Annotated in this window: 11 protein-coding genes; 8 read left to right on the forward strand and 3 right to left on the reverse strand. The window is 38.4% G+C overall.

What is annotated here, in order from left to right; all coding sequences use genetic code 11:
- The first annotated feature begins 14 nt into the window (after positions 1 to 14).
- From JK628_RS03045 to JK628_RS03065, 5 genes are read left to right on the forward strand one after another with little or no spacing between them, the layout of a single operon-like run.
- Entirely contained in the window at positions 15 to 1,211 is a 1,197-nt protein-coding gene (locus JK628_RS03045; protein WP_202287809.1) for a nicotinamide phosphoribosyltransferase domain-containing protein, read from the forward strand.
- Positions 1,198 to 1,695, forward strand: coding sequence for a DUF1833 family protein (locus tag JK628_RS03050; protein WP_202287810.1), 498 nt, complete (start codon positions 1,198 to 1,200; stop codon positions 1,693 to 1,695). The genes JK628_RS03045 and JK628_RS03050 overlap by 14 nt, the downstream gene beginning before the upstream one ends.
- Positions 1,696 to 1,697: 2 nt before the next feature.
- Positions 1,698 to 2,087, forward strand: a complete 390-nt coding sequence (locus tag JK628_RS03055) for an NlpC/P60 family protein (RefSeq protein ID WP_202287811.1) — start codon at positions 1,698 to 1,700, stop codon at positions 2,085 to 2,087.
- On the forward strand, positions 2,080 to 6,795 hold the full coding sequence (locus tag JK628_RS03060) for a host specificity factor TipJ family phage tail protein (RefSeq protein ID WP_202287812.1): 4,716 nt from the start codon (positions 2,080 to 2,082) through the stop codon (positions 6,793 to 6,795). Before JK628_RS03055 ends, JK628_RS03060 begins: the two co-directional genes overlap by 8 nt.
- Positions 6,796 to 6,804: 9 nt before the next feature.
- Complete coding sequence (locus tag JK628_RS03065; protein WP_202287813.1) at positions 6,805 to 7,314, forward strand: hypothetical protein; 510 nt, start codon at positions 6,805 to 6,807, stop codon at positions 7,312 to 7,314.
- Here JK628_RS03065 and JK628_RS03070 read toward each other — a convergent pair.
- Entirely contained in the window at positions 7,303 to 7,647 is a 345-nt protein-coding gene (locus JK628_RS03070; protein ID WP_202287814.1) for a hypothetical protein, read from the reverse strand. The genes JK628_RS03065 and JK628_RS03070 overlap by 12 nt on opposite strands.
- Positions 7,647 to 8,609 (reverse strand): ParM/StbA family protein, encoded by a 963-nt coding sequence (gene parM / locus JK628_RS03075; protein WP_202287815.1) that lies wholly within the window; start codon positions 8,607 to 8,609, stop codon positions 7,647 to 7,649. The genes JK628_RS03070 and parM overlap by 1 nt, the downstream gene beginning before the upstream one ends.
- Before the next feature lie 413 nt (positions 8,610 to 9,022).
- On the opposite strand from parM, the gene JK628_RS03080 reads away from it, so the two are divergent.
- Positions 9,023 to 9,250, forward strand: a complete 228-nt coding sequence (locus JK628_RS03080; RefSeq protein WP_202287816.1) for a hypothetical protein — start codon at positions 9,023 to 9,025, stop codon at positions 9,248 to 9,250.
- 21 nt (positions 9,251 to 9,271) lie between these two features.
- Here the strand turns inward: JK628_RS03080 and JK628_RS03085 are convergent, their stop codons facing one another.
- Positions 9,272 to 10,492 carry a tyrosine-type recombinase/integrase gene (locus JK628_RS03085; protein WP_202287817.1) on the reverse strand — a complete coding sequence of 407 codons (1,221 nt, stop codon included), beginning with the start codon at positions 10,490 to 10,492 and terminating at the stop codon, positions 9,272 to 9,274.
- A 1,073-nt stretch (positions 10,493 to 11,565) separates the two neighbouring features.
- On the opposite strand from JK628_RS03085, the gene JK628_RS03090 reads away from it, so the two are divergent.
- Complete coding sequence (locus JK628_RS03090) at positions 11,566 to 13,350, forward strand: aryl-sulfate sulfotransferase (RefSeq protein ID WP_202287818.1); 1,785 nt, start codon at positions 11,566 to 11,568, stop codon at positions 13,348 to 13,350.
- 149 nt (positions 13,351 to 13,499) lie between these two features.
- Positions 13,500 to 14,324 (forward strand): hypothetical protein, encoded by an 825-nt coding sequence (locus JK628_RS03095; protein ID WP_202287819.1) that lies wholly within the window; start codon positions 13,500 to 13,502, stop codon positions 14,322 to 14,324.
- Positions 14,325 to 14,754: the final 430 nt, after the last annotated feature.

A 14,754-nucleotide genomic window follows, 5' to 3' on the forward strand; every position in this document is an offset into this window, starting at 1 on the left:
AGCGGCTTTTTTTTATGATATTAAATGGCGATTTTTTCAAGGCTGGAAACCATAGGCTTAAAACTGATGTTGAAGAAGTTCAATTTTATTTTGAAGTTAGAAACAAAGAAACGTTAATTGTTGGCATTAATCATCTAGTATCAAAACTAAAAGAAAAAGTTACCCATGATGAAATAAATAATTCATTGCGATTTGCTACTTATAACACTTTGCCATGGGAACGCATCATTGAAAAATATGATGGTTATCTTCCAATTGAAATAAAAGCAGTTGAAGAAGGCACACTTGTTCAACCAAGAACACCGTTCTTAACTATCAATATAAAAGATCCTGAATTCTTTTGGTTAGGCACTCACATTGAAACCTTCATTTTCAAATCAATTTATCCCGCTTCAACTATTGCAACACGATGCTTGAACATCAAAAATTTCTTGTTGAAATATGGGATTGAACACTTTGGGCAGTATGGCGGGCGCGGTTATAGGTCCGATGAAGAAGATTCTTTATGTTCGATGGCATATAGCCTGGTTTTTGATTTACAGCCCGCTATGGCTGGCAAGCTTTGGCATTATCATCCTGAACATAGGGTTTATGGTGAAACAGTAGCCGGGGAACATAACACTGTTCTTATTTATGGTGAAGATTACATTTTAAGCCAGGTTCAAAAGTATGGCGGGTTTATTCATTCTGATACATACGATTTTGATAATTTTATCAACAAGCTTCAACAAAATGAAAACCATATTGTTATTGGTCTTGATTCCGGCGATATGGAAGAAGAAATTTTTAAATGCGCTGAAATGCTTAATGAACGTTTCTTTCATCAAATTATGGATGGCAAGAAATTATTAAATGGATTTTCAATTTGCCAGGTTAAAAGCGTTTCAAATGAAAGCCTTCAAAGAATTGTTCATAAGATTCATCAATCAGAATGGCATAAATCAAATTTCATTCTTGGTTTAGGTGGCTTTATTTGTCATGACACTGATCGTGATGATCAGGGTTTTAATTACCAGGTTTGCGCGGTGAAAATAAATGGAACCTGGGAAGGGCGCGGCAAAACTCCAAAAGATATAAATAAACATTCTATTTCTGGTTATTTTGATGTTGGTGAATCAATTTTGAATCATGGTGTTGTTGGAAACGTTTTAACTTTTCAAGAAATAAAAGAAAACGTTAAAAGATATATAAGGAATAATGATGGTAACTGATGCAGAACGTGAAGCTTATGCAAGCTGTAAATCAACAAACGTAACCTTATACACAATCCAACTTGATCATTCTTCATTTACAAAACCTTTAAGAATCGTTGCAGATAATGAACCATTAAAAACAACAAAAGATGGCGCTGATATAGAATACCTTCCTTTTTATTTTCAAATAACAAGGCCGCCAATTTCTGAAGAACCTGATCCTGTAATTAAAGTAAGCGTTGATAATGTTTCAGGTTATTTAACACCTTACTTTGAAGATGCAGCAAAAACACCTGAATTAATAACGTTAACGTTTCGCCCTTACCTTTGGAATGATTCAGGTGATGAAGCAATCATTACTGAATTAAGTGAAATGTCTTTATTGGTTAGAAGTGCAAGTGTTAACACATCATCAATAAGCATTACCGCCGCTTTAGTTAATCCCGCAAATACGCCGTTTCCAAATGAAACATATACACCTGAACGTTTCCCGGGGCTTTAAATATGGATTGGGTTATTCCTTTTCTTGGTCGCAAATGGGTGAACCAGGAACAAGATTGCTGGAAGCTGATTCAAGACGTTTACAAAGAACGTTTGAACATCATTCTTCCTGATATTTGCATCAATGCAGATGATTTGAAAACGGTCCTGAATGCTTTCAAAAATGAAGATTATTTGAAGATTTGGGAACCGATTGATGAACCTGAAAACCTTTGTTTGGTTTTCTTTTCTACTCACAAAAACCCTTCACATGTTGCCGTTTATTTAGATGTTGAGGACGGCAGATATTTACATTCTTATCAGGGCGCGGGTTCTGTTTGTCAGACCATTGTTGATGCTGAAATCAACGGTTGGAACAGGCCCAAATTTTATAGGTATCGTGGCCATGATTGAAACTAATAAAAAAGTTGTTTGGCTTAATAACCCGTTCGATATTGCTGATCATGATGTTTATGAAGTAAAGCCTGGGCAAACAATTCAAGATTGGGTTAATGAAAATGGTGGCGTTGAAATTCTTAATGTTCGCCCAACAATTTGCTATTACAACGGCAAACAAATCATGCGTGATGATTATAAAAATATCACAATTGAAAAAAGTGTTGCCTTTATTACTTTACCTGAAGGCGGTAAGGGTGGTTCAAATCCGCTTCAAATAGTCGCAATGGTAGCAATTGCCGTTCTTGCTGTTTATACAGGTGGTGCGGCGGCTGCAATGTATGGCGGTGCGACAACCGTTGCCGGGGCAACAGCTTCAGCCGTTACAGTTATGGCGGTTAACATGGCGGGGGCGGCAATCATGAGCGCCATTATTGGCCCGCCTGAAGCCCCAAACAATTCAATGAGCCAACCAAGCCCAACATATAGCTTACAAGCGCAAGGCAACGCCGCCAGGATTGGCGCAGCAATCCCCGTAATCTATGGAACAAATAGAATCTATCCTGATTTTGCGGCGCAACCATACGCAATTTTTGAAGGAAATAATCAATACCTTCATCAGCTTTTTGTAATTGGGCAAGGTGATATTGATGTAAGCAAGGTTCTTTTTGAAGATACAAGCGTAGATAATTTTGATGCTGATATTGAAGTTGTAAAACCTAACAAGCCAGTGACTTTATTTCATTCAGCAGTTATCCAGGCATCCACGGCGGGTGGCCAGGGATTAGAATCTAAAGGCACACAAGGCCCTTATGTAATCGGCGGACCAAAAGACACGTTCACAAAGCTTGCGGCTGATGTGGTGTTTCCTGGTGGCTTAATGACGTTTAATGATGAAGGTGATGAAAAATCCGCTTCAGTTGGGCTTCAAGTTATTGCTGAAGTTATAACCGATAAAGGGATAGCAACTGGCGGAACTGTAATTTTATATGCTGGAACTGTTACACGCTGTACCAGAACAGCGCAAAGATTAACCTTTTCACAAGAAGTGCCTGAAGCCCGCTATCAAATAAAGTTTGTTAGAACAACGGGGAAAGGCGGAAGTAAAACAACTGATGCCTTACAAATTGGCAGTGTTAAAGGGTTCAAGAAGCATGATAACAAGTATGGTGATCTTACTCTTTTAGCCATCAAAGTAAGAGCAAATGAAAACCTAAGCAATGCAGCAAGCAGAAAAATCAATTGTATAGCCAAGGGTAAAATCAGAGAGTGGACACAAAAAAACGGTTGGAGTAATCCAGTATATTCTTCAAATCCGGCCTGGGTTTTTGCTGATGTATGCCGTGCCAGGTATGGCGGAAATTATGAAGATGGAAGAATTGATTTGCTTGGCCTGGAACAACTGGCCGCAAAGTTCAAGGTAAGAAAAGACAGCTTCAACGGTATCTTTGATTCACAAACAAATATTTCAAATGCTCTTAAAAAAGTTTCTCAAGTAGTCAGATCAACGCCTGTTAAACAAGGCAACTTGATCAGGATGATTCGAGATCAACGCCAACAGATACCTTCAACCGTTTTCAGCCATGCAAACATTAAAGATTTCAGTATTGATTTTGTGATGCACGGTGAAGAAAGTTCTGATTCAATCCGGGCCATGTATTTTGATTCTGAAACGGGATACAAGCAAGGTGAGGTTCTTTGTAAACTTCCAGGAAGCAGCGCAACCAAACCAAAAGAATTAATGTTCTTTGGCATTACTAACCGGGCGCAAGCTTGGCGTGAAGGCATTTATCATATTAGTTCGAGTACATACCGCCGTTCATTTGTTAATTTTAAAACTGAAATGGAAGGTTACATTCCTTCTTATGGTGATGTTGTTCTTGTTAACCATTATCTTTTAAATCCTGATGCAATGTTTTCAGGGCTGGTTATATATCAAAAAGATTCTGAAATAACACTTTCCGTTTCTATTGGTGGTGACGTTGGCGATATGTGGCTAATGAGTTTAAGGGATGATGAAGGCCGCCCTTCAAAAGCAATCCGTGTAACCAAAATTTCAGATAATGTTGTTAAGGCAAATGAAACGCTTCCATTCGTTCCAAACACAAACCCAAATAATGAAAGAACACATTTTGTTATGGGCAAAGGTAATGATTGGGCAGCCAGGGTGAAAATCATTGGTGTTGAACCTGGATATGATGATCAGATTAAAATTTCAGGTGTAATTGAAGATGATCGTGTTCATGAAGATGGTGATGAAGGCCAGATTCCAGGGAAAACATTTTTTCAGACCATGAGCAAATTTAGCCCGGTTATTGTTGGGCTATCAGCAACACAAGGCGGGACCAAAAGAAATCCGATGATTTATGTTCATTGGGCTGATGTTCAAGGTATTAAATATTATGAAGTTGAAGCCAGTTTTGATGCTGGTACAACCTGGCAGCCAATGGGTAAACCTGTTGAACCAAATATTCAATTCCGTGTTCCACCTGGTTCAATGATAGTAAGAGTGGCCGCAAATGCCAAGATGCGAGGCAAGTGGGAACAAATCACGCTTAATGCCGGGGCTGAATTTTCAACGCCTAAAGCCGTTGTGATAAATCTTGATTCACCATTCACCGGGAAAAGTTTAAAAGCTTCCTGGGCGGCTGAACCTTCAGCTATTTATTACCGCATTCAGATGATTTATAAAGGCGCTTTGCTTCGTGAGCTTTACCAGGAAGCAACAAAGACTTCTTATGAATATACACATCTAATGGGGGCAAATGATGGCGCTGGCCGAGTATTAACAATAAAAGTTTGCGCACAGAACGCCAATGAAGTTCAGGGGCCTTGGACAGAGTTCACAGCAACAAACCCCCCACCGCCAAAGATTCCTTCAACAGCGGTCTATACAGAGGGTTTCATGGATGCCGTAATGCTGAAATTAACCTATTCAGCCCCGGCAGATTTTGACCAATTTGTGATTCATGGAAGTACAAACAAAGGCTTCCCGGTAACTATTGCAAACATTATTGCCTATGATAGATCTTCAAATCCTTCATTCAACGTGCCAACAAAAGCCGGGTTTTATATCCGAATTGCGGCGGCTGATGTATGGGGCATTGATGGCTTAAATTATTCTGATGAAATCAAGATTGAAAACATTCGTGATGTGATTAATGAAATCAAAGGTTCTGTTACTGAAGAATTTCTTGATGAAGCTTTGAAGGAAGATATTCAAGCGATCCGTGATAAAGCTGGCCTGAATGCTTCAGCAATTACCAGGCTTGAAATTGTTGATACCAACACGGCAAAAGAAATCAAAGATATAAAAAGCGTTAACGCTGGCCAACAAACTTCTTTAACTGAAGTGAATAAATCGGTTGATGGTATCGAGGCAATGAAGGCGGTTGTTATTGATAACAATGGCACTGTTAGCGGCTATAAACTTGTAAGTAAAATGAATGATGCTGGTACGCCAGTTTCACAAATGAGCTTTGCGGTTGATAAGTTCTTTGTTGTTGATCCAGCCAATAAAAACAGCCTTCCTTTTGTTATTGATACCAAAACAAAAAGCGTTGTAATTGGTGATACTCTTATTCGTGATGGTTCAATTGTCGCTGATAAACTAAGTGTTACTAATCTATCAGCAATCACGGCAAACCTGGGAACTGTAACAAGCGGAACATTCACAACAGGAAACAAAGATTCAGGTAACACATATGCTGTAATTAGTAATAGTGACCACTTTCCACTATGGATAGGACAGGGTGAAAAAAATGATGCTAATGCCGTTTTATCAATTTCTGATACAGGATATTTAAAAGCCAGGGGCCAAATTGAATGTGAAGAAGGAAAGTTTCTTTTAGGCCAAACCACAGAAGGTGGTTATACAAGCCTTAACGGTGCGGGTGAACTTCACAACTATAATTATATAGTTGAACGTGATGGAACGCTTAAAGCCCAAGATGCACAGTTGAGAAACGTCCATCTTGAAGGTTCACTTGATGCACAAAACATATCAGTTAACGCATTGAATTCAACAATCACAGGGGCCAATATTGTTGGCAAAACAATCATTGCTGATATGTTTATTGGTCCTATTGGAGACTTTAAAGAAGCGCATCTTGTAGCAAACAATTATTATTATGGTCCTAATGGCAAAATTGCAAAAGGTCTTTGGATTAGTTCAAATCCATCAGGTTCAATTGCAAACATTAAAGGGAAGGGCTATGAAGCCTATCTGAAATCACCAACTTCAGCCAAGTATAGTGGTAGTGCTGGCGGCGGTGGTCTTGGTACTTATACCGCTATTTTAGATGACGCTTATTCTGCAATCACTAGAAATGCAAAGATTGTGAAGGGGCGGCTGAAATCAACATCAGTTTCATGTTCAATTTATTTAAAATTAAACACAAGAATCAAAACGGCTGTGGGCAAAGGTCATTCGGCTGTTACTGGTAAATATAGCACCATTAAAATTTATTCTGGTGCAACATTATTGGGACAAAGCACAATTCCTGAAACCATAAGCGGAACGTTTAAAGTCGGTCCTTATAATCTGCAAATTAACCGGGTTGTAACTGGTGGTTCTAAGGCTGGCGCGACTTATGGGCCAATTGAAGTGAAAGGAACCATTACCATTCCATTTGCAAAGGAATCATCAAACGATAGGATCAAGCTTGTTCTTGTTGCAGAATCAAACAATAACACGTTAAGGATTAACACAACATATTTACCATAAGGGGCCGAAATGGATAATTATTTTACTGATGAATATCAAAGGCAAAAAGTATCAGCCTTTCATGTTGATGGTTTGGTTGGCCATGTTCTAATCGTTTGTATTGATTATTATGGCTTTCATGAAAGAAATCTTTTTATTGATAGCCTGAAATTAACATCAGGTATTAAAACCTATGAATTTTCTGAAGAATTACCGATTGATAGTGAAGGGTATGATCACCTGATTTATTGCGTTGATGATTTCAGTAATTATGAACATTATGAATCAACCAGGCATTTGACAGATGAATCAGGGATTAAAAAATTAATCATTTGGAATCCCAAGCTTTCTGTTTATTCGATGCCACAAAGGGCGCTTGATAAAACAGATTGGATCATCATCAGGGAACTAGAAAAGCGGTTCTTGTCTGATTTACCTATAAGCAAGAAACGTGAGGAATGGCGGGGATTGGCGGATAGATATTTAAAACTATCACCAAAACCCCCTTTAATTAAACCAGTGGATGAATCAGCCCCATGATGGGGCTTTTGCTTTAACTAGATTTTTGTTTTCAATTTTAATATCTGATTTGATAGCCTGGGCAGGAAATGAATTAACTTTTTGTTCAGGCTTCTTTTCAACGGCATTATCAGAACTATCAAAATTTATAGCCGCTATCAACGCTTTTTTATCAGTGTATCCGGCAGATTTAAGAGCCATGATAATCTTGCCAAGGCCAACACGTTCAAGCATGTAACCCATACTAACAAGATTAATAATTGCATCAGTTTGACGATTTGAATTATTAATATATTCAATTTCATCTTTATGGAATCTAGGATCAAGATAAGCCGTTATTCTTTTTCTAGCCATTAAAGATTTCCCATAATGCAATAAGCCCGAGCATTGGCGAAAGCTGGCGCTTCAGGAATAAATGAACGTTCAAACCCACCAAGTTCATTGCGTAAATCTTCAGCACCTCCCCCGATAAAAATCACTTCATCTACCTGGTTAGAGCGATCAACTTTACCGCTTACAATCTGAATCAACCTATCCGAAATAGTTTTTTTTGCTATGTCACAAAGATGGCCAATATCAATTTTTGAACCACCAATTTCAAAGAAGCGATCATTATAAAACTTATTTAAATGAAACGGACTGAAATCACCCATTGAATGATGGCGTTTCATTTGTTCATTTAATTCTTTAAAAATATCAAGATAACCAAGTTTTACAGTTTCAGATAAATCAGTGTTAACTTCAAAGTCAGGCGTTCCAACAACAATATCTGTTGTACGTCCACCAATATCAACGCAGATAAAGCCAAAATTATATTCCCTGGTCTTAACACCATGATCATCATGTGAACAACCCCAAGCGCCAGCAAGCCCTTCAGGAAGAACTTTTTCAGCAATAACGTTCACTGATATCGCATCAGTTGAATTTAATACTTTTGTTGCGGCAGATTTTTTTTTCTGTTCAATTTTAGCCTGGTTGATTCCATCAATGTTGAAAAACTGGCCATATGTTATCCCGGTTGCAATTTTTACATCCCCGGTTATTCCGGCCTCTAACAATGCGTGTTGAAGAAGTACGGTATTTTCAGGACTGAAAGGATAATTTTCATTCCTTGTATCAATTGCTATTGATGTGCTGTTTTTACTAATAGCAAAATCAACACCATCACATTGGTAAGTTATACCAGAGTCACCGCCCATATTTACTATGCCGCGCCCTTGAGAAATTATAGATGGAATGCAAAAATTCTGTATGTTTTTTTCAGAATCGTAAAAAGCAAGCTTTACAAATGCACATCCAATATCAGCACCAATCATTTTTCACTACCTTATTTAATTTAGTTGTAATTAGGTATTCACCCTAAGCCAGATTGATTTTACACAGCGCAAAGATCAAAGCAACACAAATTATTACGTTTAGTAATAAATGGGGTGGAAAATAGGCTTATTTTTATGGTTAGTACACTTCGTAAACATACCTAACACAATTGGACACACAGTGACACAGTATGTGACAGATTGTATACAGTAGTGATATGCTATCTAATCCATTATTATTTAATGACTTAGTTGTGATGGTTTGTTACTTAAATGTAATTAATTTGATTGATTTTACAACTTGAATAATTTAATGCTTTTTTTGCAATAAACTTAACAGAATGTAAAGTATCAATTGTCCAAAAGAGGTAGATATATTAAGCTTACTGAAAGGGTTAAAACGGATATAATTTATGGTTACAAGCAGTTTTAAAGATAGAACGTCCAGCTTATCCAGCAATTTGAAGGCATATGGAACATTACTTCAAACGATTGGGAAGAATAAAGAAGTACCTTGTTGCCTTACCAATGGCGAATTGAAGATTATAGATACTGTTAGCGCATTACTATATGAAGCAAGTGAAGAAACCGAGGATCTTAATTCTTTTCATGAATACGAATTGTCAAAGCTGGGCGATTAACACCTTTTAAGGGGTAATGTTTTACCCCTTGTTTTCCCCTTCAAATGATAAAATCAGGTCAGCAATTTGATTTGATGCCCTTCTAAGCCTATCAAGCGGGCTTATTATATACCCGGCAGTAACATCACGATCATCACCCGTTGCATGTGATAATAATTTTTTAATAGCATATTGTGAAATATCCAGGCTTTCAGCCAGGGTTGAAAACGTTCTACGCAAATCATGTGGCGACCATTTGAACGCTATTTCTTCAGAAACGAAACGATACCAGGTAATCAATGTGTTTTCAGATAACTTTGATTCACCATCATCAGACGGAAAAACCCATTTGCTTTTATTTATTAACCGCCATTGACCAAGAATGGAAATTAAATAATCAGGAAGTGGGCCATCAAAATTGGTTTCACCATTCTGTTGAATTTTCAGTTGGGCGCAAAAAGAACCACGCTTTAAATTCAAATCCTTCCATTGCAATGATCTTGCCTGGTCCGATCTTAGCCCGGTAAAAAGTAGAAATCGGAAGAACACTGAACAGGTCTTTGCAACACGTGATTCATTTTCCTCCAATTTTGACACAGCGTGTAACCAGTTTGACATTTTTTGTGATGGGATGATTCGTTTTTTACGCTTATTTGGATTCCATTGTTTAAGTTCAGAAAGAACCAGGCAAGGATTTTCCGGGAATAATCGGCTTTCATCACTTGCGCGATACCTGGCGGCAGCAAAATTATAAACCACACGAAAAACCCTGAAGGCTGAGTTTGCCCCGGCCTTTGAACGTTCTGTTATTGAGTTATGGCGATCAATAACATCAGAACGTGTGATTGAAATTATTGGCATATCAAGCCAATCACTAAAATCACGATTAACCCGATCCTGGTAATCAAACACCGTTCTTGGTTTGTATTCCCTGGAAGCCAACAATTCATTCAAAGCTTCACGCAGTGTAAGGGCCTTTGCGGTCTTTTCAGCGCGTTTATCCTGATCGTGAACACCAAGTTCAATTTCAGCAATTATGCGCTTAGATTCCGCCCTGGCTCTTTCTGGTGGCATTTGTGGATAGTTGCCAATCTTAATCCTAATGAATCGGCCTTTTCTTTTCTTCACAACGTTGAAAGTTAACTTTCCGGCAGGGCTGATCCTAATCCTGAATTCTTGAACCTTCAAATCACCATATTCAGTGGTTTTTTCTGATGGCGTGAAAGATTCAATTACTTTCTTAGTTATGTTTACTCTTTCCATTTTGGCTACCGTATTGGATACCCTGGGCCGTTACTTTGGGGAATGCCTGGGATGTTGCAGGAATGGCCCATTGTACTATGAAACCCGGTGGATATGGTAGTTGTAGCCAATATTTCAAACATATCAAACACTAAGCTTTTATATAACCCATAGGATTCAAAATCCGATTCCGAAAGGAGTGACGGTTCAAGTCCGTCTTCAGGTACCATTTCTCTTTAATAAGAGAAATAAATCAACCGACATTAAGTCGGTTTTTTTGTGCCTGAAATTCAACATACACTATAGCTTCACTGCTTTTAGCTATATCAGTTACCTTGAATTATGCAGTGTCGACTACATTTCTCTCCTACTGGCACTAAGTACACCTTTCAACCACATCATTTATATCTATTGCGACAGTTGCAACGGGAGTTTCCTTGAAGGTTAATATTTCCCCGTGAATTACCATCGATGAAATTTGTTGACTGTAATAGTTGAGCTAGCACTTTTCTCTTCTTAGTACCAAATACAGAAGATTGATTTATTTTCAAAAAGCGTGTCGTTTTAATGACTAGTTCGAACTCTTTCTCTGAATCAACCTCTGCAATCTCTACCATCGACAAAACCAGACTATCCATTAGGGGGGGAGTCAAGGGCTTACCTGATACCTGCAGAAGTATTTTTTGTGGGGAGGCTTAGCAACATGATGCTCAAGGGGGTGTCAGATACAGTCGAGACTAACATACATTAAATAAAGGTTGTCTAAACTAAAATGTTTCCGTTATCAGGAAATACGTTTTTAAGTTTAAGGTCAGGGGTATGCATCGGATGTGTTAATAGCGCACGTCCATATCTTTTTTTGGGGGAAAGAAATAACCATACCTACCGCGACAATTAATCTACTTTTTATGCTTCTCTAGTTTGTAATTGAGCAAGTGTCGATTGATTTTCGATATCTCATTGCACACTAATTTATTGTGATTAAGCCCATAAAACATCGATATTTTCCTTACTCAGTTTTGTTGATTCATTTGGCATAAAGAGCCAGAACGCTATGCGAATATATCAACTTAAATAAACTAAACGGAGTAAGTATGTTCAAGAAATCTATTATATTTTCTGCATTATTGATGACAACAACGGTGGTGAATGCGGGGTCAATTGAAGGGCTAAAGTTACAACCTATTGGTCAGCCGCTAGGAAATGTAGTTGTTAATCCCTATGAACATGCACCACTAACAGCAGTTGTACAATTGCACGGACATGAAATTAGAAACGTTAGCGTTATCGTTCATAAAAATGATGCCGATGGTGTTTCAATTCAGTACCCAGTATCCGATAAGCGCATTCAGGAAGATGGTGGTGTCCCTATTTTTGGCCTATATCCTGATTTCTACAACACCGTAACGGTGAAATGGACTGAAGGAGGAGAGAAAAAGTCGCATGACTATAAAATTTTGACTCCTGATATTGATATGGGATTTTCTGGCAACCACCAATGGGCCAAGGCGCCAAAGGTTACGCCTGTTAAGGTCGACACAAAATTTAAGGATCGCTTGTATCTATACAACTGGACTTCTGCAACACCAAAAGATGCACAGATTGCGCATAACAACAACCTAGCTCCAGGCGCGCTAGCTTGGGATGGCACGCCGGGAATTTTTATTGCGGATACTGCCGGTGACATTCGATGGTACCTTAATCCACACACTACCCACAATGGTAATCATCGGGAAAAAGCCGGCTACGCAATGGGCTTTAATGTCACTGACGATGGTCACTTGGTCTATGTTCAAGGGCAAAGTTACAAGAAGCTGACCTTAACTGGTCGTATGGTATTTGACCGTTCACTTCCTCGTGGCTTTATTGACGCTTCGCATGAAGGAATCCAAGTAGAAAACGGCAACTATTTACTCAGAGTGGCAAAAGAGAACTATGCGCTCCCAGATGGTAGAAGAGTTAACACTATTCGAGACCACATTATTGAAGTTGATGAGGCGGGGAACTTAGTTGATGTTTGGGATTTAAACAAAATCCTTGACCCATACAGAGATGCAGCCCTACTTTCGCTGGACGCTGGTGCGGTATGCCTAAATATCGATGTAGATCAGGCTGGGCATCAAGTAACTGAAGATGATCTTAAGAACGCCCCTTTTGGCGATATACCAGGCGTGGGGCCAGGCCGTAACTGGGCACACGTAAATTCTATTGATTATGATCCAGTCGATGACTCAATAATTATCTCTTCGCGTCACCAATCGGCGGTAATAAAAATTGGTCGAGACAAAGAGGTTAAGTGGATTCTTGGGCCTAAAGTAGGCTGGGACAAAGCTCGTTTTGGCGATAAGCTTTTAAATCCAGTTGATGGAAATGGGAAAACGCTTTCGTGCACTGACAACGGTGACTGTGGTGATAAATTTGAATTCAGCTATACATCGCATACAGCATACAAGGTAGATGAGAAGGGGACATGGACAGTATTTGATAATGGCGATGGACGTAATACAGAACAACCCGCCATGCCAAGTATGAAATATTCTCGTGCTGTTGAATACAAAATTGACGAAGAAAATATGACCGTGAAGCAGTTATGGGAAATAGGAAAAGATCGCGGGATTGAGTTCTATAGCCCTATAACATCAATTGTTAAATACCAAGCAGATAAAGACTCAATGATGGTCTATTCCGCATCATCAAATATATTTGGTGTAGGTGGAGGGCTTGGAAACATGAAAATGGATAACACTACTGGAAAAGTTATCTCATACCTGGTTGAAACGCCTTATGGGTCGAAAAAACCTGCAGTAGAAATTAAAGTCGAATCAAATAGATTATTTTCTACCGGGTATCGCGCCCAAGTAATTATACCCAACTTTTAATCTTACCAAAGTAAATGGAGGCGTTACCAATAAGCCTCCATTCAATCATGAATATACCTGTTTCGCCATATCTATTTAGAACATGGTCAGTAGTAGGTTACGCGAAGCTCAGAATCAATAAGACTTAAAAATAAAACTGGAATGAACATATGAATAAGAAAGTACTAGGAATATTTATTGCGTTAGCTATGTTACCCACCCATGCATCAGCAGAACTATTGACAAGAACCAGCTCATTAAGCCTTGTTCAAGAAACTCATATAAGCGATGTAGGGAACTCTCAAGCTCCTGTGAAATATAATAAAGCAGGGTTGAATTTTAATCAGTTTTCAAAGTATGACTGGGGCGGATGGCTTTTAGGTATTGATGCCGTTGATCCTTTCGCGACTGGGGCAAGTAACGATTTCCTAGACTCCATTAATGCGGGCGCTTATGCAGAGTATAGAATTAGAAGCACTATTCATAAGGATATTGGCGACAGCAATTTTAATTGGTGGATGTATAACTTTATGGTTGCTAATCAATTTATGTTAGAGAATAACAACTATATAGGATTTTCATATGATCTGGAATTTGCAGGGTTTCAGATTAAGCCAGCGATAGGTTATAATATAACGGTAAATACAAATAACCCAAACAGTAACACCCAAAAATACGGCATTACTGTTAACGGCGAAACGGAAGTTATTACCTCTTACGTTGCCACTGCTATAATATTTAGGCCATTCTCGGTTGGCGATTACACGTTCTTCTTTAAGGGATACTATGAAGGCCAGTTTCAACGGGATAGCGAATATAATGCTTATGCAGGTCAAATTAATGATGAGGAGTATGGCCATCAAATCCGCCTAGGCCTTCAATTCCCTATTAGCCAAAAACTGTCTGCGGGTATCACATTTGTTGATAAACTCAATTTCGGAGGATATGGTGAAGACGGTGAGGTAATAGAGTTTAATCTGGAATATAACTTCTAGCTATCCGCAACGTTCTAGGCGTTAGACTAAAGTCAACGCCTTTCATTAAAAAATCACATCCTCTTTAATTATTTTGGACTAGGACTTATTCTTTTATCTAGGTAAGTGAACGTATTGTCATAAATATTTTTTAAAGTCCAGTTGTGATGTTGTTATTTTTTCAGTTTCATAGAGTTAGTTTATACAAGTGTTGCTCGTGATATTTTAGGCTGTTAATTAAAGAAGTACTGTAGTTTCAGGCTGTAACTTGAAATAAGTTTAGTCCAATTCAAAATGATTCACCTTCTCTCTTCTAAGTGATATTTATATACTTAAATATCGAGTTTTTATCCCGTTAGATAACAACTGGCTTCGGTTGGTTACGCTGTGTAAAATAAATTATTACATGTTTAATGGAGTAATAGCTTGTTTCATTTAGGACACTCTGTAT

Origin of the sequence: Shewanella sp. KX20019, from assembly GCF_016757755.1 — a bacterium.
Classification (GTDB): Bacteria; Pseudomonadota; Gammaproteobacteria; order Enterobacterales; family Shewanellaceae; genus Shewanella.